Origin of the sequence: Mycobacterium neumannii (assembly GCF_048452905.1) — a bacterium.
GTDB classification, from domain to species: domain Bacteria; phylum Actinomycetota; class Actinomycetes; order Mycobacteriales; family Mycobacteriaceae; genus Mycobacterium; species Mycobacterium neumannii_B.
This window is the reverse complement of the sequence record NZ_JBCGVF010000003.1, coordinates 1,159,557-1,178,921: the sequence shown is the minus strand read 5'-3', so window position 1 is coordinate 1,178,921 and position 19,365 is coordinate 1,159,557. Positions and strand designations below refer to the sequence as shown.

At 68.4% G+C, this 19,365-nt stretch carries 15 protein-coding genes; 6 read left to right on the top strand and 9 right to left on the bottom strand.

Annotation, left to right across the window (positions count from 1 at the left end):
* Window positions 1-35 precede the first annotated feature (35 nt).
* The 5 genes from AAHH99_RS12030 to recC all read right to left on the bottom strand — a co-directional run bounded on the left by AAHH99_RS12030 (window position 36) and on the right by recC (window position 11,149).
* A complete protein-coding gene (locus AAHH99_RS12030) occupies window positions 36-1,082 on the bottom strand; it encodes a tartrate dehydrogenase (RefSeq protein WP_418768813.1) in 1,047 nt (348 codons plus the stop codon).
* On the bottom strand, window positions 1,079-2,683 hold the full coding sequence (locus tag AAHH99_RS12025; protein WP_418768812.1) for an SLC13 family permease: 1,605 nt from the start codon (window positions 2,681-2,683) through the stop codon (window positions 1,079-1,081). Before AAHH99_RS12025 ends, AAHH99_RS12030 begins: the two co-directional genes overlap by 4 nt.
* A 224-nt stretch (window positions 2,684-2,907) precedes the next feature.
* A complete protein-coding gene (recD, locus tag AAHH99_RS12020; protein ID WP_418769604.1) occupies window positions 2,908-4,587 on the bottom strand; it encodes an exodeoxyribonuclease V subunit alpha in 1,680 nt (559 codons plus the stop codon).
* Between the two features lie 5 nt (window positions 4,588-4,592).
* On the bottom strand, window positions 4,593-7,880 hold the full coding sequence (gene recB / locus AAHH99_RS12015) for an exodeoxyribonuclease V subunit beta (protein WP_418768811.1): 3,288 nt from the start codon (window positions 7,878-7,880) through the stop codon (window positions 4,593-4,595).
* Window positions 7,880-11,149 (bottom strand): exodeoxyribonuclease V subunit gamma, encoded by a 3,270-nt coding sequence (recC, locus tag AAHH99_RS12010; protein ID WP_418768810.1) that lies wholly within the window; start codon window positions 11,147-11,149, stop codon window positions 7,880-7,882. The genes recB and recC overlap by 1 nt, the downstream gene beginning before the upstream one ends.
* A 93-nt stretch (window positions 11,150-11,242) precedes the next feature.
* Here recC and AAHH99_RS12005 point away from each other — a divergent pair, with 93 nt between their 5' ends.
* From AAHH99_RS12005 to AAHH99_RS11995, 3 genes are read left to right on the top strand one after another with little or no spacing between them, the layout of a single operon-like run.
* Complete coding sequence (locus AAHH99_RS12005) at window positions 11,243-11,734, top strand: LppP/LprE family lipoprotein (protein ID WP_418768809.1); 492 nt, start codon at window positions 11,243-11,245, stop codon at window positions 11,732-11,734.
* 14 nt (window positions 11,735-11,748) lie between these two features.
* Window positions 11,749-12,357 carry an HD domain-containing protein gene (locus tag AAHH99_RS12000; protein WP_418768808.1) on the top strand — a complete coding sequence of 203 codons (609 nt, stop codon included), beginning with the start codon at window positions 11,749-11,751 and terminating at the stop codon, window positions 12,355-12,357.
* 3 nt (window positions 12,358-12,360) lie between these two features.
* Complete coding sequence (locus AAHH99_RS11995; RefSeq protein ID WP_418768807.1) at window positions 12,361-13,209, top strand: sulfurtransferase; 849 nt, start codon at window positions 12,361-12,363, stop codon at window positions 13,207-13,209.
* Window positions 13,210-13,257: 48 nt separating this feature from the next.
* Here AAHH99_RS11995 and AAHH99_RS11990 read toward each other — a convergent pair whose 3' ends face one another.
* The gene (locus AAHH99_RS11990; RefSeq protein ID WP_418768806.1) at window positions 13,258-13,503 is read right to left on the bottom strand and encodes a hypothetical protein; all 246 of its coding nucleotides are present in this window, start codon (window positions 13,501-13,503) and stop codon (window positions 13,258-13,260) included.
* A gap of 172 nt (window positions 13,504-13,675) precedes the next feature.
* Here AAHH99_RS11990 and AAHH99_RS11985 point away from each other — a divergent pair, with 172 nt between their 5' ends.
* Entirely contained in the window at window positions 13,676-14,572 is an 897-nt protein-coding gene (locus AAHH99_RS11985; protein WP_418768805.1) for a haloalkane dehalogenase, read from the top strand.
* Here AAHH99_RS11985 and AAHH99_RS11980 read toward each other — a convergent pair.
* Complete coding sequence (locus AAHH99_RS11980; RefSeq protein WP_418768804.1) at window positions 14,569-15,297, bottom strand: DUF3060 domain-containing protein; 729 nt, start codon at window positions 15,295-15,297, stop codon at window positions 14,569-14,571. The genes AAHH99_RS11985 and AAHH99_RS11980 overlap by 4 nt on opposite strands.
* A 57-nt stretch (window positions 15,298-15,354) precedes the next feature.
* Between AAHH99_RS11980 and AAHH99_RS11975 the strand changes: the two genes are divergently transcribed.
* Both AAHH99_RS11975 and AAHH99_RS11970 read left to right on the top strand, forming a co-directional pair.
* On the top strand, window positions 15,355-15,723 hold the full coding sequence (locus AAHH99_RS11975; RefSeq protein WP_418769603.1) for a VOC family protein: 369 nt from the start codon (window positions 15,355-15,357) through the stop codon (window positions 15,721-15,723).
* 60 nt (window positions 15,724-15,783) lie between these two features.
* Window positions 15,784-16,929, top strand: a complete 1,146-nt coding sequence (locus tag AAHH99_RS11970; protein ID WP_418768803.1) for an NAD(P)/FAD-dependent oxidoreductase — start codon at window positions 15,784-15,786, stop codon at window positions 16,927-16,929.
* Window positions 16,930-16,938: 9 nt separating this feature from the next.
* Here AAHH99_RS11970 and AAHH99_RS11965 read toward each other — a convergent pair whose 3' ends face one another.
* Both AAHH99_RS11965 and AAHH99_RS11960 read right to left on the bottom strand, forming a co-directional pair.
* The gene (locus tag AAHH99_RS11965) at window positions 16,939-18,522 is read right to left on the bottom strand and encodes an HD domain-containing phosphohydrolase (protein WP_418768802.1); all 1,584 of its coding nucleotides are present in this window, start codon (window positions 18,520-18,522) and stop codon (window positions 16,939-16,941) included.
* A 7-nt stretch (window positions 18,523-18,529) separates the two neighbouring features.
* Entirely contained in the window at window positions 18,530-19,267 is a 738-nt protein-coding gene (locus AAHH99_RS11960; protein WP_418768801.1) for a hypothetical protein, read from the bottom strand.
* Window positions 19,268-19,365 lie beyond the last annotated feature (98 nt).

Genomic DNA, 19,365 nt, shown 5'->3' with positions numbered 1-19,365 from the left:
GGTGCCGGTGGAGCGCGGGAGTTTGCTGAGGTCGGTTACCCCAACCGCGCGACGAGTGCGTCGGTCACTTCGGCGGTCGACGCCCGGCCGCCGAGGTCTCCGGTGCGGGTCTCCGATGCGGCCAGTGTCGACTCGATGGCGCCCATCACCTCACCGGCGGCGTCCGCGTGCCCGAGATGTTCGAGCATCAGCGCCGCCGACCACACCGCGCCGATCGGGTTGGCGATGCCCTGCCCGGCGATATCGGGGGCCGACCCGTGCACGGGCTCGAACATCGACGGGTACTGCTTGGTGGGGTCGAGATTGGCCGACGGAGCTATCCCGATCGAACCCGCCACCGCGGCGGCGAGGTCACTGAGGATGTCGCCGAACAGGTTCGAGCCGACGACGACGTCGAATCGCTGTGGCTGCAGCACGAACTTGGCGGCCAGCGCGTCGATGTGCTCGCTGTCGAGCCGCACGTCGGGGTAGTGCGACGCCCGCTCGGCGACCACCTCGTCCCAGAACGGCAGCGTGTGCACGATGCCGTTGGACTTGGTCGCCGACGTCACGTACCCGCGGCGGGTGCGAGCGAGCTCGAACGCGAAGTCCGCAATGCGGCCGACCCCGTTGCGCGTGAAAACCGACTCCTGGACCGCCATTTCGTCGGGAAAGCCGCGGTTGAGCCGTCCGCCGATCTCGCTGTACTCACCTTCGACGTTCTCGCGGACCACGACGAAGTCGACATTCTGCGCCGTGCGCAGCGGGCTTTCGACGCCGTCGAACACCCGGATCGGCCGCATGTTCACATACTGGCGGAACGCGCGGCGGATCGGGATGAGCAGACCCCACAGCGACACGTGGTCGGGCACACCCGGCCACCCGACCGCGCCCAGGAAGATGGCGTCGAACCCGCGCAGCGCCTCGATTCCGTCGTCGGGCATCATCGCGCCCTCGTCCGCGTATCGCTGGCATGACCAGTCGAACTCGGTGTACGACAACGCGATTCCATGCTTCTTCGCGACCGCGTCGAGTACGGCGCGCGCCGAAGCGATCACCTCGGTACCGATCCCGTCGCCGGGAATGACGGCGATATCGGTCATGTACCCAATCCCAAGAGGCTGATCATCAGCGGCAGCAAGATGATGATCAGGATAGCGCCCGCGATGTCGAATGCGACGCCGGAGCGGATCATCTTCGTGATCGGGACGACGCCCGAGCCGTAGACGATCGCATTCTGCGGGGTGGACACCGGCAGCATGAAGCCGAACGACGCCGCGAAAGTCGCCGCCAGCGCAGGCACGAACGGGTTGACCCCCGCGGCCACCGCCACCGGTATCACGATCGGCACCACCACCGCGGCCGACGCGGTGTTGCTTGTGGTTTCGGAGACGATGATCGCCAGGATCACCGCGAAGATGGTGATCGCGATGCTGCTCGTCAGACCCAGCGCGTCGTTGACGGAGGTGCCGATGGTCTCGGCCAGACCGGTCGAGGAGATCAGCGAGCCGAAGATGATGCCGGTGCCGAACAAGATGATTGTGCCCCAGTCGATTTCGGCAGCATCCTTCCAGCGCAGAGTGAATTCCCTGCTCTGCCAATCGGTCGGCAGCAGAAACAGCAGCGACGCGCCGAACACCGCGACCACGCCCTCGTCGAGCCGGTCGCTGACGAGCTCGTACCCGCTGGACTCGGTGCCGGTGATCAACGCGAACACACCCGGCAGGATCCACAGCGTCACGGTGACGCCGAACGCAATCAGCGTGTTCTTCTCCGCCCGCGACAGCTTGCCCAGCTTCTCGCGCTCGCTGGCCACGTACTCGGCGACGCCGTCAATGCGTTTGATCTCTGGTCTGTTGAGCCGCAGCAGGATCAGCGTCAACAGCAGGAACATCACGAAGCAGATGGGAATCGCCATCACCATCCACTGTCCGAAACTGATCCGCTCGCCAGTAGCCTCTTCGATCAGCCCGCGCCCGATCAGGTTCGGCGGGCTACCGACCGGAGTGAGCAGACCACCCACGCTGGCGCCGTAGGCGAGCATGAGCATGAGGGCCGCGCCCACCCGCAGCCGTTGCGGATCGAAGTCGGGTTCGACGTCGCCGCGCTGCTGGAGCAGTTTGGCGATCACGGACAGGATGCCGATCGCCGTCGGCAACAGCATCGCCACCGTCGCGGTGTTGGAGACGAACGCCGACAGTAGGGCCGTGATCGCGCCGAACGCGATGATGACGCCGGTGGTCGAGCGGCCGGCCCGCGGCAGGGCCAGGATGCGGAACGCGAAGCGCCGCGCCACACCGTGTTTGAGCATCGCCTGGGCGAGGATGAACGCCCCGATGAACGTGAAGATGGTCGAGGATCCGAACGGGCCGAGCACGTCGTCGACGGGTGCGACCCCGAGGAACACCGCGACCGCCACGCCGAGTAGACCGCCGATCGGAATCGGCACCGCCTCGGTGATCCACAGCGCGATCACGCCGAGTAGGACCGCGCCGAGCACCTGTTGCTCGCGGGGGATGTCCATCGGCAGGACGAGGAAGACGGCGGTCAGCAGCGGAGCGAGGAACAGGCCGAGCGTGCGGCGGCCCTTCTCGAACCGTTCCTCTCGCGGTGAGAGTTTCTGTTCACCCAGGCTTCGGTAGGTCGCGCTGCCGAGCAGTGCCTTGTCGACATCGGTCGGTGTGACCTGGTTTTCCGTGCTCATTGGCCGGCTCCGTCCACCCCTCGGTGTGTGCAACGCCACAATCGCCGGGAAGGAGTGCCCGGTCAGCGGGCGGGGCTAAACATCGCGAGCGCGTCTGGCTGGTCGCCGAACGTGGGTTACCCACACGCATCCGGCGCGATAAGTGTGCGGGTAACCCACGTTCGCGCCGGATGTCAGGGGCGCAGGCGGCACGCGAGAAGTCGGGTGCGCAGGTCGGCCGGATGTCAGGGGCGCAGGCGGCCGGCGAGACCCGATGCGCGCACGGCCCGGCGTTGCACGGCCGCCCGCACCGAGGCCTCCGGGCCGACGACCCGGATCTTCTTCTTCGCCCTGGTCACCGCGGTGTAAAACAACTCGCGGCTGAGCAGCCGCGAATCCTCGGGCGGCAGCAGCACCGTGACCTCGTCGGCCTGGCTGCCCTGCGACTTGTGAATCGTCATCGCATGCATCGTGTCGACCTCGGCGAGCCGGCTGGTCGCCAACTCCAACCGTTCCGTGCCGGCGATGACCGCGCGCAGCACCCCGTCGTGCAGCACCGTCACACCCGTGTCGCCGTTGTAGAGGTTGAGCCCGTAATCGTTCGCGGTCACCAACACCGGCCGGCCGGCGTACCACGTCGACCAGATCGGCTCGCCGGTCAACTCCGACAGCCACCTCTCGACCTGGTGGTTCCAGTACCGCACCCCGAAAGGGCCGCGGCGATGCGCGCAGAGCAACCGGTGTTCGGCCAAGATGCCCAACGCCGCATCGCCGTCACCGAGAACCGCTGCCGTTCGCAGCGCAATCGCGTTCGTTACCAACACCTTGCGGAGCTGCTCGGACGGTTCCTCGGTGTCAACCCATTCGATGTGGTCTCCGCCCGAGCGCAACACGTCGATGACCGTGTCCTCGTCGCCGGTGCGGATCGCCGTGGCCAGCCGCCCGATCGACTCGCCGAATCGGTGCGACGTCTTCAACTCCGCGATCCGGTCCTCGCCGAGACCGTCGACCAGGTCAGCGAGGACCGCACCCGCCTCTACCGACGCCAACTGGTCCGGGTCGCCGACCAGGATGAGGCGGGCCTCCGGCCGCACCGCTTCCATCAGTCGGGCCATCATCGTCAGCGACACCATCGACGTCTCGTCGACGACGATCACGTCGTGCGGCAGCTTGTTGTGGCGGTCGTGCCGGAACCGCGCCGACGTGTCCGGGCGGCTCCCGAGCAGGCGGTGCAACGTCGTCGCGTGCAGTCCGGACAACGCTTGGCGGTCGGCGGAGTCGAGATTGTCAACCTCCAGTTGCACGGCCTCCTGCAGACGCGCCGCCGCCTTTCCAGTCGGCGCCGCCAACGCGATCCGCAGCCGTGTCCCGCTAGTGAGGAGGGCGAGCAGGCGCGCGACCGTCGTGGTTTTCCCCGTGCCCGGCCCACCGGTGAGCACCGTCAGGCCCTGCGACAGCGCCAGTTCCGCGGCGGCGCGTTGCTCCTCGAAGCCCGACGGGAACAGCCTGCCCAGATCTGGCGACGACTGGGTCGGTCTGGCGGTGGTCATCGACAGAATGTCGCCGCACACCTGCTGCTCTTCGAGCCAGTACCGGTCGAGGTACAGCAGGTCTCCGTCGATGTGCAGCGCCGGTGGGTGGCCGGTCAGCGGGTGCGCGGCGATGGCGCCGAACCAATCGTCGACGGCCGGCCAGGGCAGCCCGTCGATACCGACCTGCTGCTCGACGGTCCGCAGGTTCAGGCATACCGACCCGTTGCGCAGTGCGCGCACCACGAACGCGATCGCAAGCGACACCCGTTCGTCGGGCGCCTTGACCAAATCGCAGAGCCGTTGTGCCACATGTACATCCGACGCATCGAAAACCTCGGCGTCGCTGAAGGTGCGCAGCAGCCCGGTGGCGCTGATCGCCCGCCGCCATTCCACGCCGGTCACGCCGCGGCCCTGCCCGCGTCGAGCAGATCCGACAGCGCGGTGATCAACGCCGCGGGCGGTTGCCAGCTGAACACACCGGCGGGATGACCGTCCTCGGCCGGGGTGTCCGGCCCGCACATCCCGCGCAGGAACAGATACAGCACGCCGCCCAGATGCTGCTCGGGCGTGTACCCGGCCAGTCGCCACCGCAGAAAGCGGTGCAGCACAACGCTGTACAGCAGAGCCTGCAGCGGATAGTCGGAGTGCAGCATGGCCTCGGCGAGTCGCGGGCGGGAATAGTCCGCCGCGGTGAGGGGTCGGTTGGGGTCGCCGAGCCAGTTCGTCTTGTAGTCGACGACGAGGTAGCGGCCGCCGATCCGCAGCACCGCGTCGACCGAGCCCGACAGGTATCCCTTCAGCGGCTGCGGCCCGAGGCCCGCTCCCGTGAGCCGGTCCGCGTACGACGCCAGCGAATCGTCCGCGGGCAGGTGCGCGCGCAGCAACTCACCGACATGGGACAGCCGGATGTCGGGCGCCGACGAGCGTAGATCGCCTCCCGCCAAGGGAAATTCGAAGTCCATCTCACGCATCCGATCGGCCAGCCCGATCTGCCGCAGCGTTGCGTCGCCGGCGAGTGGCCCGAGCGGAGTGTCGTGCATTGGGATCATCGCCACCGCCAGTTCGGTGGCCTCGACGTCGACCGGCCACCACACCGAATGCTCACAGATGCGTGCTTCCAACTCCGCGCGAAGGTCGGCGGCGAACGGATCGGTCGTCTCGAGCACGGCGTGCACCAGCGAGCCGAACTTCGCGCCGGTGGGCAGCTCGGCCATCGGCGAGGGCACGTCGGCGCCGACCGTCTCGGTCGTCAACGGGATTTCGGCGACCTCGTCATCGAGCTCGACCACTTCGGGCTCGCTGCTGACCGGTGTCGCCTCGACCGCGCGGATCAACCCGCTGTAGGAGGTTCGGCGCCACGCCGTGTCGATGAGACGGTGGAAGTGGCGGGCCCGGACTTCTTCGGGGCCGGGCGGCCCCGGGCGCACGGCCCTCGGGCGGGGCACCGACTCCTCAATCACGGGGCCGCCGACGGCGTCCCACTCCTTGAAGCGGGCCATCGCGTCGTCATCGGAAACCTTGCCGGGGACAACGATATCCGGCACCACGGGCTCGCCGGGCCGCCGGCCGCGCAGCAGCCGCGACAGCCCGCCGTTCGGTTCGTCGCGGGAGGGCGCCCACCAGGCGACCAGTTGCGACTGGGCCCGCGTCATCGCGACATACATCAGGCGACTGTCGTCGCTGGCGTCCTCCTCGCGGCCCACCTTGGACACCGCGTGGAAGTCGGGGCTGTCGTTGCCGCCGATGTGCAGGCACCGCGTTTCGCCTTCGTGGTAGAGCACCAGCTCAGGTTCGAACACGTGACGGTTGAACGCGAACGGCAGGTAGACGACAGGGAATTGCAGGCCCTTGGCGACGAACACCGTCATCACCTGAACAGCCGCAGCGTCGTTGTCGAGGCGGCGGAATCGCTCAGCGGCGCCGCCGCGTTCCTCGCGCTGGGCCCGCAGCCAGTCCCGCAGCGCGGGCAGCGTGAAGTGTTCGCGGTGGGCGGCCTTTTGCAACAGCTGGGTCATGTGGGCCAGGTCGGTCATCTGGCGCTCACCGTCGCGCCACGACAACACCCGGTCGCCCATGCCGGCCAGTTGCGCGGCCTCGAAGATCGCCGCCACCCCCCGCTCCCGGGCGTGACCCGCCCACTCCCGCAGCGTCTCTGCGATGCGATCGGTGAGCCGGTCGCCGCCCGCGACGAGTGACTCGGCGGTCTCGCCGAAGAACATGGTCGCGGCAGCCGCACGCACGACGCCGGGCCGGTGCGGTTGGTCGAACGCCTCAAGCAGTGCCAACCAGTCTTCGGCGGCGTCGGAGCTGAAGATGTCGGAGTCGCCGGTGTACACCGCGGGAATGCCCGCGTCGCACAGCGCCCGGTAGCAGACCCGCGCATCGCGGTGGTTCTCGACGATGACCGCGATGTCACCCGCCCCGAGGGGACGACCGTCGAACGTCGCGCCGGCGTCGATCAGCGCACCGATGTCGCCCGCCAGATCCTTGGGGATGTGGGCGCGCAGCTGATCGATCGGCAAGACACTGGTACCGCTGCGGCCGAACGTGTTTCGGCGCACAACCCGCAGTCGGAACGGATCGTCGCACGGAGCGCCGACCAGTCGCGAACCTTCGTGCTTGGCGGCGACGTCGTGCACGATGATTTTCTCGTGGCCCAGTTGCGCGCCGCGCAGCACCGCCTGCAGCCGGTTCACCAACGCCTCGTCGCTGCGCCAATTGGTGGCCAACGTCTTCTGCACGTCGGCCTTGGAGGCGGCGCTCAGGTAGGTGACGATATCGCCGCCGCGGAACGCGTAGATCGCCTGCTTGGGGTCGCCGATCAGGATGAGCGTCGAACGTCCGGTGAACGCGCGGTCGATCACCCGCCACTGCACCGGATCGGTGTCCTGGAACTCGTCGACCATCACGATCGGCCAGCGCTGGTGCATGCGCAGCTGCGCGGGGGAGTCGTCGGCCTCCAGCGCATCGGCCAACCGGCTCAGCAGATCGTCGTAACCGAGAATCCCCTTGCGCCGCTTACGGACCTCCAGCTCGTCGAGAACGTCTTTCGCGAACCGGACGCAGATCGCGGCGCGTGAATCCGGTGCGGGTTCCTTCGGCCGCAGCTGGGTCGCCGGGTGCTCGACGACCTGTTTGGCCAACCGCAGCGCATCGGGATAGGTCAGCAGCGGGTTGTCGCGTTCGCGGCCGAAGTGGTGCAGGTAGAGGTCGTCGACGATCTCGGTGACGAGCTCCTCGAGGCTCTCGACCAGGGTGACTCGGGAGTCGCTGTCGCCGGCGACGCCCAGCGATTTGAGCACCAGTTGGCAGAACTGGTGTGTGGTGGCGATCGTCGCGGCGTCGAACGCGGCCAGCGCATCACGCAGATTGCTTTCGCGGACGGCGCGTTGATCGGGGGTGCCTTGGAGCAGGTTGTCGATGATCTCGTTGGTGTCGACGCTCGACGGGTCTACGAAAGCCTGTACGGCATCGACGATGTGACGCCTGACCCGGTCTCGCAGTTCCTGGCTGGCCGCGCGGCTGAACGTGATCAGCAGCATCTGGTCGAGCGTCGCGACACCCTCGGCGAGGTAGCGCGTGACCAGCCCGGCCAACGCGAATGTCTTACCGGTGCCTGCGCTGGCTTCCAGCACAACGGTGGAGCCGTCGGCGGGTAGATCACCCAGAAGATCAAAGGGTTTCATCAGGTCTCCAGCGCTCGCAGCATCGGCAGCCACAGCCGACCGGCGTATGTGTCGAGGCCGCGTTCGACGAGGTGCTGCAACCATGTGTTCTTGCCGAACGCCAGTTGGTAGGCGGGTTCGGCCTCCTCGCCGGGATACATGCCGGACCGCCACTTGTAGCCGGCCCGCTGCTCAGGATCGCCGTGGCCGTGCACGGCTTCTGCCCACGCGTAGGACGTCTTCACCGGCAGCGGCAGCGGTTCGCGGCGGCCCTGGTCGTACATCGCGACCAGGTCGGCGAGCAACTCGCGCGCATGCTCGGTCGGCCTGCCCATCGACTCGATGCGCGGCGTCGTGCCGCGGCGGGCACGGCCGATGCTGATCGCCTTCCACTCGCGGGCCGGTTCGTGAGCGAGCAACGCCAGCAACGGAATCCACGGCTGTAGCAGGTGCCGGCCGTCGAGCTTGGAATAGGTGACCGAGACCAGCCGCTCACCGTAGACCGGCGTGATGGTTCCGGTGACCCGGCGGCCGCCGCCGATCTCGACGTCGATGTCGATGGCCGTCGGGTCGGCGCCGCGGTACGGCCGTGCGGCGTCGGCGATGAGCGAGGACTGGTCGCAGATCTCGTTGGCGCGGCGCCAGCCGAGATGGCCGGGCGGCAGCGTGCCGCGGCGCCACTCGGCCTGGCGTGCCTGATCGGGATTCATGCCGCTCAACATGTCTCGCAGCATGCGATCGCCGACCGTCCACTCCTCGAGGGCGTCGATGTCGACGGGCATCGCGTCCTCAACCCCGTCGACCTCCCACGGCAACGTGTAGTCCATGGCGCGGAAGAACCCCTTGACGGGATCGCGGAAGAACCCGGCGAGATCTGCGAGCACGACGTCGTCGGGCGGGGCCGGGGGTAGCGGTCCTGAGACGAATGCCGGCCGTTCCGCGCGTTCGGCCGCGCGGGTGAGCGCCGCGCGTTGCACCGTGGAGTCGAACGTGAACGGCTCTTTCGGGATCAGCGCGCCGGGGATGACGTTGCGGGTGTCGAACGGCTGCAGTGGATGACTCACCAGGATCGTGTCGCGGACCGGGTGCTCGGTGGTGCGGTCGAGGGTGTCGAGCAGTTCGGCGAGCGGAACGGCGGGCGGTCGGTCCTGACCGGAGTACTCGTTGGCGCCGGTGTAGGTGATCACCAGCGTCTCGGTGGCCGCGCCGATGGCGTCGAGCAGTAATTGCCTGTCCTCGGAACGGATGTCGCGCTCTCCGGTCATCGGCTCGCGGGCGAGCGCGTCGTCGCCGTCGACCACTCCCAGCCGGGGGAACACCCCGTCGTCGAGACCGACGAGGCACACGACCCGGTGGGGCACCGACCGCATCGGCACCATCGTGCACACCGTCAGCGTGCCGGTGCGGAAGTTGGCCCGGGTCGGCCGCCCGGCGAGGTGTCGGTCGAGCAGCGCGCGGACGTCGGACAACCGCATCAGCGTGTCGGCGCGGGCGCCCGCGGTGGCCCGCACATCGGCGAACTCGCGTTCGAGTTGGGCCGTCTGCCAGACATCGTCGTCGCCCACGCGGGTCAACAGGCCGATGTGGTCGGTCAGCGCCTGCAGCCAGTCCGCGAGCGGTCGGGTCCCGGTGAGGGATTGCACGGCATGTCGCAGGCGGTCGATGTACTCGGCGAGCTGGCCGGCCAGGTCGACCCGATTGCTGCTCACGTCGTCGAGGGGCAGTGTGGTGTCGAGCCAGGCTTGGGAGTCGTCGGACATGGCCACCCCCGCGAGCACCCGGTCGATGCCGAAACGCCATGTGTTCTGGACGAAGTCGACGCCGTACGGTTTGCGGTGCTCGGTGTCGAAGCCCCAGCGGATGTTGGCCTGGCGCACCCAGCGGGTGATGTCTTCGAGGTTGTCGTCGCTGAAGCCGAAGCGGGCCCGCACCGGCGCGGCCTGCGCGAGGTTGAGCACCTCGCTCGATGTGGCCCGCCCACCGGCCAACGCCAGCAGCTGGGACGCGACCCCGAGCAGCGGATTGGTCTGGACGAGCGACCGGTCGGCGAGACGCACGCGCAACTGATGCGCGGGGTGCACGCCCTTGATCATGTCCCCCAGCCCGAAACCGGCCACGATCAGCGGCGCGTAGGTCTCGATGTCCGGACACATGACGAGGATGTCGCGAGGCTCGAGCGTCTGGTCGTCGGCGAGCAGTCCGAGCAGGACTTCGCGGAGCACGTCGATTTGGCGAGCCGGCCCGTGGCAGCTGTGCACCTGTACAGAACGGTCGATGGCGGTGTGTCTCCGGCCTTCCCGCCGGATCATGTTGTCGCCGATGTCGGATTGCAGCCACCCCAGGAGCGTGTTCGGGTGGGGACGGCCACCGAGATATTCGTCGGTGCCAGCATCGTCGGGCAGCGCCCGCTGCAGTTCGCGAAGGTCGCGGCCGAGTGTGGCGAGCAGAGGGTGGCCGACACGGCGATGGCTGGTGTCCTCGCGACGAGGGATCTGGCCGTGTGTTCCCTTGAGTTGCTGCCAAAGGTCGTCGCTGGGATGCGGCAGCCACAGGTGCAGGTCGTGGTGGGTGGAAAGCGCGTCGAGCAGTTCGATCTCAGTGCTGGGCAGCCGGGTGTGCCCGAAAAGCGACAGCCGCTCGGGCAGATCGGTCGGCGATTCGGTAAGCCGCACAACCGTTTTGGCGTGCCGGATGTGCGGTGTGTCGGCGTCGATGTGATCGATGAGCGCGCGCCACAGCGGCGGCTGCCAGGCGAGGTCGGCCGGGATTTCGCCGTCGGCGCCGTTCTCCCAGTCGACCAGCAGTTGCGGGCGTTGGCGGGCGTAGGAGGCGAACAGCCCGGCCAGCCTGCGAGCAACGGCGTAACGGCGGCCCTGCCGCAGCTCCCTCTCCTCGCCGGTTTCGAAGTGGCCGAGGTGGGTGGCCAACGTTGTGCACCAGTCCTCGGCGCAGGTGGCGTCGATGACCTCCATCAGCGGCCACACCATAGCGTCGGGCGACCACGGATCGTCGTCGGCGGTGCCGACAATCTGGCCTGAGCGCTCTGTTCCCGTCAACTCAGCGATCAGCGAGCGCGGATTGCGAAAGGCGATACCGGCACAGACGCCGTCGGCGCCCGCGCCACGCCCGAGCGCGTGGCTCAGCCGCTGGCTCAGCCAGCGCTCCACACCCTTGGCCGGAACGATGACCAGTTCCTCGGCGAACGGGTCAGGTAGGGGATGGGAAAGCAGCGCGCCGAGCCCGTCGGCGAGAAGATCGGTGCGTTCTGCCCGATGGATGTGAAGCGCCATCGCAGCCCACGATAGGAGGTCGGTACGACGCGGCGCGGGGTTTACGGTGGCGGTGGACGTTTGCCAGCGAGGAAGCCAGGGAAGCCACATTCGATGTTTCGTTCGATGGCCGCGATGATGACCATGGCCGCCAGTGCAGCCGCCTGCATTCCTCTGATCGCGATGCCGGTGGCGAATGCGCAGCCATCCTGCGGTCCCGACCAGCCCGACGCCCTGCGCCTCGCGTTCGCGCAGCTGCCGTTCGAGCCGCTCACCGGCGCCAAGTGGGACAGCACGCCCGTCGACAGCAACTACGACCCGTGCGCGGAACTGTCGACGATCCTGGTGACCACCGAAGGCGGCACCGGAAGCTCACCCGTGCAGGCGCTGCTGTTCCATCGCGGCGAGTATCTGGGCACCGGCACCTCCAAGGCGTACGGCTTCACCTCGTTGGACACCGCGGCCAGCAGCGATGACATGGTCGTGCTCACCTACAAGGTGCCGGCTCAGTGCACTGCCTGCGAGCCCGCGGCCATCCACAGCGCGCGGTACCGCTGGAACGGCGACCGCGCCGTGATGCTCGATCCGCCGCCACCGACGGCCTGAGGAAGGAGCACCAAGTGAGCGAAACGACGTCACCGCGCCTTGGGCCGAAATTCCAAGACGCGCTGGGGTTCGCCGCCGAACTGCACCGAACCCAGACCCGCAAGGCCAGCCAGGTGCCCTACGTCGGTCATCTGCTGTCGGTCGCGGGCCTGGTGATCGAAGCCGACGGCACCGAGACCGAGGCCATCGCCGCGCTGCTGCACGACGCCGCTGAAGATCAGGGCGGAGACGTCGCGCTCACGGAGATCGAGGAGCGCTTCGGACCCGACGTCGCCGCCATCGTCGAGGAGTGCAGCGACACAATCGTCACGCCCAAACCGCCGTGGCGTGAACGCAAGCAGGCTTACATCGAACACCTGAATACGGCCTCCGACAGCACGATTCGCGTGTCGATGGCCGACAAGCTCGACAACGCCAGGGCGATCCTGCGCGACCTGCGCCGCTTCGGACCGAAGGTGTGGCAGCGCTTCAACACCGACGACCCGCACGAGCATCTGTGGTACTACCGCTCGCTGCTCGAGGTGTACCGGCGCCGCAGCGACAGCTGGCTGGTCGACGAACTGTCCCGCGTCGTCGAGACGTTGGCCGAGGAGATCGGCCCACCCGTCGCCGCTACCGTCTGACGTATGAGCGCACGCGACACGGTGTGGATCTCGGCCGCGGAGGTGGCGCGGCGCCTGGACACGGGCGAACCCCTGACGCTGCTGGATGTGCGGTGGCAATTCACCGAGCCCGACGGCCGCGCCGCATACGAACGGGGACACCTGCCCGGTGCGGTGTACGTGTCGCTCGAGGACGAGCTGAGCGATCACACCGTCGAGGGCCGGGGTCGGCACCCGTTGCCGTCCGGGTCCGCGCTCGAAGCCGCCGCGCGCCGGTGGGGCGTGCGGGCCGGGGTGCCGGTCGTGGTCTACGACGACTGGAACCGCGCCGGGTCGTCGCGGGCCTGGTGGGTGCTGACTGCGGCAGGCATCGACGACGTCCGCATCCTCGACGGCGGCCTCGCGGGGTGGACTGCGGCGGGCGGCCGACTGGAATCCGGCGTCGTCGAACCCGCGCCCGGGGACGTGACCGTCGCCCACGACGACCTGTACGCCGGGGCTCGCCGGACAGTCACCGCCGACGCGCTGCTCGAGCCGGGCCGGTTGGTCCTTGACGCGCGGGCCCCCGAACGGTTCCGCGGCGACGTGGAATCGGTCGATCCGGTCGCCGGTCACATCCCCGGTGCGGTCAACGTGCCGAGCACCAGCCTGCTGAGCGAGGACGGGGCCCTGCTGGACGACGAGGAGCTGGCCCGGGCGATCGGCGATATGGGCGACGGCGAGGTGACGGTCTACTGCGGGTCGGGCGTCACTGCGGCGGTGACGATCGCGGGCCTCGCCGCGGTGGGAGTGGACGCCGCGTTGTTTCCCGGCTCATGGTCGCAATGGAGTTCGGACCCGTCGCGTCCTGTGGCGGGCGGCTCGCGACCATGACGGAGGCCCTCCAGAGATAGAGCGACCTGGGGGCCTCTGGCTGTGGGGTCAGCGATGGTAGCCAGGCTGAACCTGCTGCAGATGAGGGATGCCGTGAGTGTGGGGGGCGCCGGGGGCCGGGTGCGCGGTGACAGTCGGCGTTGCGACGATGCTGGGCGGCCGCGGCGCGGGGGTCGGGGAGTTGGTCTCGGCGTTGGCGGCTCCGGCGAAGGCGAGGGCCCCGGCCAGGATTCCGGCTGCCACGATCGGCAGGGCGAAGAACTGGGCGGTGCGGCGGGTGTTGTTGGCGTTCATGTCGGGATCTCCTCGTCGAGTCCGGTTGTGCGCCGGTGTTCCGGCGATGACTCAACAGTGGTGTACCGCGGCGCCGATGTCTGTCGACCGACCGGCGGGTGAACCGGACGAATCCCGTGTCCACCGATCGGGGGACAGGTCCTAAGCTGCAGGAGGCGGATAGGAGCACCCCATGGACGTTCTGCGCACGCCCGACGACCGCTTCACCAACCTCGCGGGCTATGCCTTCGCGCCGCACTACGTCGACGTCACCGCGTCCGACACCGAGGCGCTACGCATGCACTACGTCGACGAAGGCCCACGCGACGGCCCGGTCGTCGTCCTGTTGCACGGCGAACCGACGTGGAGTTACCTGTACCGCACGATGATTCCGCCGCTGGCCGTCGGCGGCTATCGTGTACTGGCACCCGACCTGATCGGGTTCGGGCGCTCCGACAAGCCCAGTCGCATCGAGGATTACACGTATCTGCGTCACGTCGAATGGGTGACGTCGTGGTTCTCGGCGCTCGACCTGCGCGACACGACGATCTTCGTGCAGGACTGGGGTTCGTTGATAGGGTTGCGCATCGCTGCCGAACAAAACGACCGCGTCGCGCGCATCGTCGTCGCCAACGGCTTTCTGCCTGCCGGTCAGACCCCGGCCAATCTACCGTTTCGGGTCTGGCGGGCGTTCGCGCGCCACTCACCAATACTGCCTGCCGGACGCATCGTCGCTTTCGGCACGGTCACCGACGTGCCCGCGCGCATCCGAGCCGGATACGATGCGCCGTTTCCCGCCAAGCGATTTCAGGCCGGGGCGCGCGCGTTCCCGGCGCTGGTACCGACCGAGCCGGGCGATCCGGCATTACCGGCCAACCGCGCGGCGTGGGAAGCGTTGGGGCGCTGGGAGAAACCGTTTCTGTGCGTGTTCGGCGCCAAGGATCCCATCCTCGGCCGTGCCGATCGCCCGTTGATCGATCACGTTCCCGGCGCGGCCGGTCAGCCCCATGCCCGCGTCCACGGAAGCCATTTCGTGCAGGAGGACTGCGGGCCCGAGTTGGCCGAACGAATCCTGGACTGGCGCACCTAACCCCGGGTGACGATGTTCCTCGACGACACGTTCACCTCGGGATCGCCGGAGTGGTAGATCACCTGGTTGTCGAAGCCCGACGCGCCGATCCTGTCGACGCTGTCGATGGTGACCTGATTCTCGACACCCGACACCGTCACGCTCAGGCAGTGACCGAGCAGGGTCACCGTGTTGTTGACGCCGCTGATGGTGATGTTGCTGCCGTTGCATTCGATCGTCTCGTTCTCGTCGACCCCTGACACGCTGTACTGCCCGCCCGCCGGTGCCACGGCGACCTTGGGTTCGCTCGGTAGCTGCGTGGGCAGTGCGGTGGGCGCCTCGCGCGACGGCCCGATCGTCACGTTGCCGCCGCGGGGGTCGTCCCCGGTCGCGATGGAAATGCCGGGGCGGCCCGCGATCTCCTCCGTCGCCGACGACAGCGTCCACACGAGCACGCCGATGCCTGCGACGACGACCACCACGACGACCCCGACCAATCCGAGGATCAACCCGAACGGCGCGCCGCTCTTCGTCGGCCCCGGGGGAAACGAGACTCCGAACGGGGGTGCGCTGTAGGGCGACTGCGCGGGATGCTGGTGCGGCGGACCGTAGACCGGCGGGGGCAGGGCCGACGTCTGGTAGTCGGTGCCGGGCGGCTGTGAGGTGCCCAATTCGACGGCCCCGTAGTCGGCCAGCGGTTGCTCCAGCTGCCGGATACGCGCTTCCGGGTCGTCCTCGGGTTTCATGCGCAGATGGTGCCACACCGTCGTTTGCGCCGCCTGGATACCGGCAACCCGACGATCATGATTGGGAAGCTGCGATCCACCGTCGTCGACTGCCGGGACCCGATGCGGCTCGCCACCTTCTACGCGGAGGTCCTAGGCGGACAGATCGAGAAGGAGGACGACACCTGGGTGGTGCTCACCGATCCGCAGGGCCGACGGCTGGCGTTCCAGCTCTCGCCGGAGCACGAGCCTCCGCGCTTCCCGGATCCCTGCGGTTCGCAACAGTTCCACCTTGACATCGCGGTGGACGACCCCGACGCCGCCGAACACCAGGTGCTCGATCTGGGCGCCACCCGGGTGTCCGACGCCGAGGAGGACGCGAAGTTTCGGGTGTTCCGCGACCCCGCCGGACACCCGTTCTGTCTGGTCTGGGGCATCGCCGACTAGCCACGAAGCCGATTTGCTGACACACGGTTATCGCGGCGCCGAAGTTGGTACTCACAACCCGTGGTGGCTCCAGGGTTCGTTGCCGTGGGCAGCGGTGCTGCCGGGGTGAGCGCCGCGGAGACGTTCCGCAGCAAGCACCCCGACATCCCCGTGCGCATCCTGACCACCGACCCGGCGCTGCCGTACGCGAAGCCGCCGCTGAGCAAGGGTTTCCTGTGCGGCCGCGACACGAAGCTCGCCCTGCACAGCGAGCGCTGGTTCGAACGCAACGCCGTCGACCTCGTCCGCGGCATCACCGTCGAGCGCGTCGACGTGGACCGCCAGGAGGTCGTGACGGCGGGTGGTCAGCGCTATCCCTACTGGCATCTCGTGGTCGCCTCCGGGTCCATCCCCGTGCGACCGCCCATCCCGGGTATCGAGTCGGCGTTGACGCTGCGGTCGTTCGCCGACGCGGTCGCGCTCAAGATGGCCGCCCGCTACTCCGACTGCGCCGTGGTCATCGGCAGCGGCCTGATCGGCTGCGAGGCCGCATCCTGTCTCGCCGAACGTGGGGTCGCGACCATGGTCGTGGCCGCCGAACACGTCCCGCTGCAGCGTAGATTCGGGGTCGAGGCCGGTGAACGCGTCGCGAAACTGCTGTCGGACAACGGAGTCCGGTTCGCCGGTGAGACGACCGTCGCCGCGATCGAGGACACCCGCGTGGTGCTGGACAGCGGCGAGGCCGTCGACGCCGACCTCGTCGTGTGCGCGACGGGCGTGCGTCCCGACATCCGCCTCGCCGAAGCCGCCGGATTGCAGACCCGCGACGGGCGCATCGTCGTCGACGCGCACATGCACACCTCCGCGCGCAACGTGTACGCCGCGGGCGATGTGGCGCTTGCGCACAACGTCACCGCCGGCAGGCCCATCGCCGCCGAACACTGGCGCGACGCCGCGCATCAAGGCCATGTCGCCGGCCTGACCGCCGCCGGCTACCGTGCAGTTTGGGACACCGTGCCCGGGTTCTCCTGCACGATCGGCACTTCCGTGCTCAAGTACCGCGGCTGGGGTGTCGACTTCGACGGGGAGCCGGTCGAGGCCCGGTTCGTCGACCACCACACCGGGTTCACGGTCTGGTACGAGGCATGTGGCGACATAGTCGGTGTGCTGACCCTCAACGCCGATGACGACCACCACCGCGCCGGCGAGCTGCTCGGCGCGCGTTGACGGACGTCTTCAGCCCGACACGAGCCCGTGCTCGAGCGCGTACATGCTGGCCCCGATCCGGTTCGAGACGCCGATCTTGGCGTACACATGCTCGACGTGATTGCGCACCGTCTTCTCGCTGAGCACCAGCGTGGCGGCGATGGCCTTGTTGCTCGCGCCCTGTGCGACCAGTCGCAGCACCTCGACCTCACGGCTCGTGAGACCGTCCGGGCGGAGCTTGCGCCTGCCCGACGCGTGCCCGGACGCCTGCAGCACCGCATCGGCGGCCGCGGAGTCAAGTTGCCCCTTCGCCACCCGTTCGCGCAGTCGCCTCGCCGCGCCCGCGGGGCCGAGCGCCTCCCGGTACGGCCGCGGTTCGAGCGCGCTCTGGTAGCTGACCGCGCACGCCAGCAGTCGATCGGGCATCGTCAACTGTCGCGCGGCCAGACCCCGCGGATACCCGGAACCGTCGAGACATTCATGGTGGTTGGCCGCCACCGACGCGATGTCCTTGAGGGCCGGTACCTGCGAGAGGATCCGCTCGGTCAGGTACGGGTGCAGCCGCATGCGCTCGAACTCCGCCATGGTCAGCGCGGTGGGTTTCGACCAGACCTGGTTCGACACCCCGATGCGACCGAGATCGTGCACATACCCGGCGCGTCGTGTCGTCGCGACGGCCTTCTCGTCCAGCCCGAGCGCGTTCGCGGCGGATGCGCCGAGATCGGCCACCGCGCGTGAATGTCCCAGTGTAAACGGGCATTTGAGGTCGACAAACTCACCGAGAGCCATCAGCAGCGTGTCGAGCGACCCGGAGTCCAGGCACGTTGCGCGATCAGGTGCGTACTGCAGGGCCGTCGCCCACACGTCTCCGGTCGACGGAACCGCGAGCGCGTCGGCCGGATCGGCGACGAACGCGTCGACGACCGCCGGGTCGAACTGACCGCCGCGCCTGCTGCGGGTCATCGCGACCGCGCCGTCGATGCCGTACTCGCGCTGGTGCACCTCGACCATGTCGGCGACCTGGGCGACCCGCATCTCCATTGGTATTCCTTCGCCGGAGGCGCCGGTCGGCAGCCCGCCGCCGTCGTAGCGTTCGAAGGTGTACCGCAGTGCGTGCTGTACGTCGGCGTCCAGGCCGATGCGCTCGGCGAGCAGACCGGCCGACGTGCAGTGTGAATGGATCAGTTGCGAGATGTGCCCGCGCGCATTGGCATACAGCGTCGCCGCCGTCCGCAGCCGGGTCAGCAGTGACTCCCCGCGGCCGACGTTGGTCAGCAGGAAGCGTTGATACGGCAGGCCTGACCAGTTGACGAGGTAGGAGCTTCGCCGCACCGCGATGTCGTCGCCGAACCACCGGGCGTATTCGTGCGAGTCGGCGTGACAGCCGATCCACATGATCAGCGTCGCGTAGTACACGCAATCGCGCTGCCGCGCAGTCAGGTTCAGCCGATCGGCCAGACGGATCGCGATGAGCGCGGACCGCAGCATGTGCTCAGCGGGCTGACCCAACCCGAGGTCGACCGCGACCGAGAGCGCCGCGAGCACTTCCGCCCGGGTCGGAAGCTGCTGCGGGGTGCGAGCGCCGGTCACAGCCCGATTCTGCACCGTTTGCATCGCCGGATCAGTGCGATAAGTCAAGACGGACCGCATCGCGGTGACGAGTGACGTCGAACGCTTCGAACCGGCCCTGGGCGATGACGCAGATGCCGCGCTGCGGCAGCTGGAAGTCGGCCAGATTGCCTTGCACTGGATGCGGCCCGAGGGGGCCGAGATCGACGCCCTGCACGACGGCCGACGAGTCGGCGACCGCCCACACCCGCCGGGGTGCGATGCGGAACTCCTGACCGTTGGGCAGATTGCCGGTCAGCCGAACCTTGCCGACGCCCAGCGCCGGGCCGACGATGCGGCTCATCGCCATCAGCGTTCGGCGGTTGCGTGCCGCGGCGGAGGGAATTCGTGAACCGACGGCGCTCATCAGACGGGTGGCCACGGTGGTGGTGATGTCGACACGCCAATCCAGCACGCTGGCAACGGAAATCGACAACGACCAGGGCGTGAGCCACTGGGTGTCGATGGCGCAGACAACGGGGTCGACCGGTGTCGCCGAGCTGAAGTACCGCGAACAGCTCTGCGGGCCGGGTGTGGTGGCGTAGAACGTCCACACCCCGTCGGGCGTGCGATGCCACACCGACTTGTAGGCGGGGGAGAACGACGTCTCGGGGAAATCCCGGTAGGCGAGGTAGTGGCCGTTGGCGAACGGCAGGCCCATGACGCCGAAGCCGACGACACGCTCCTCGTCTCCATCGGGTAGCGGCATGGTCTTGGTGGCGGCGGCGAAGGCCTGAGGTGTTGTGGTCATGCCGTGATCGTGCGCCGCCGGCCAGCCCGCTGACATGGGGCGAACGCCCCAAAATTCGTGCGACTTGCGAGTGAAAACGATCGCTTCAGCGGATGGAA

Coding starts and splice junctions, on each gene's coding strand:
- AAHH99_RS12030 (WP_418768813.1), bottom strand. CDS start 1,082: ATGACCGATATCGCCGTCATTCCCGGCGACGGGATCGGTACCGAGGTG.
- AAHH99_RS12025 (WP_418768812.1), bottom strand. CDS start 2,683: ATGAGCACGGAAAACCAGGTCACACCGACCGATGTCGACAAGGCACTG.
- recB (WP_418768811.1), bottom strand. CDS start 7,880: ATGAAACCCTTTGATCTTCTGGGTGATCTACCCGCCGACGGCTCCACC.
- recC (WP_418768810.1), bottom strand. CDS start 11,149: ATGGCGCTTCACATCCATCGGGCAGAACGCACCGATCTTCTCGCCGAC.
- AAHH99_RS12005 (WP_418768809.1), top strand. CDS start 11,243: ATGTTTCGTTCGATGGCCGCGATGATGACCATGGCCGCCAGTGCAGCC.
- AAHH99_RS11995 (WP_418768807.1), top strand. CDS start 12,361: ATGAGCGCACGCGACACGGTGTGGATCTCGGCCGCGGAGGTGGCGCGG.
- AAHH99_RS11990 (WP_418768806.1), bottom strand. CDS start 13,503: ATGAACGCCAACAACACCCGCCGCACCGCCCAGTTCTTCGCCCTGCCG.
- AAHH99_RS11985 (WP_418768805.1), top strand. CDS start 13,676: ATGGACGTTCTGCGCACGCCCGACGACCGCTTCACCAACCTCGCGGGC.
- AAHH99_RS11980 (WP_418768804.1), bottom strand. CDS start 15,297: ATGAAACCCGAGGACGACCCGGAAGCGCGTATCCGGCAGCTGGAGCAA.
- AAHH99_RS11975 (WP_418769603.1), top strand. CDS start 15,355: ATGATTGGGAAGCTGCGATCCACCGTCGTCGACTGCCGGGACCCGATG.
- AAHH99_RS11965 (WP_418768802.1), bottom strand. CDS start 18,522: ATGCAAACGGTGCAGAATCGGGCTGTGACCGGCGCTCGCACCCCGCAG.
- AAHH99_RS11960 (WP_418768801.1), bottom strand. CDS start 19,267: ATGACCACAACACCTCAGGCCTTCGCCGCCGCCACCAAGACCATGCCG.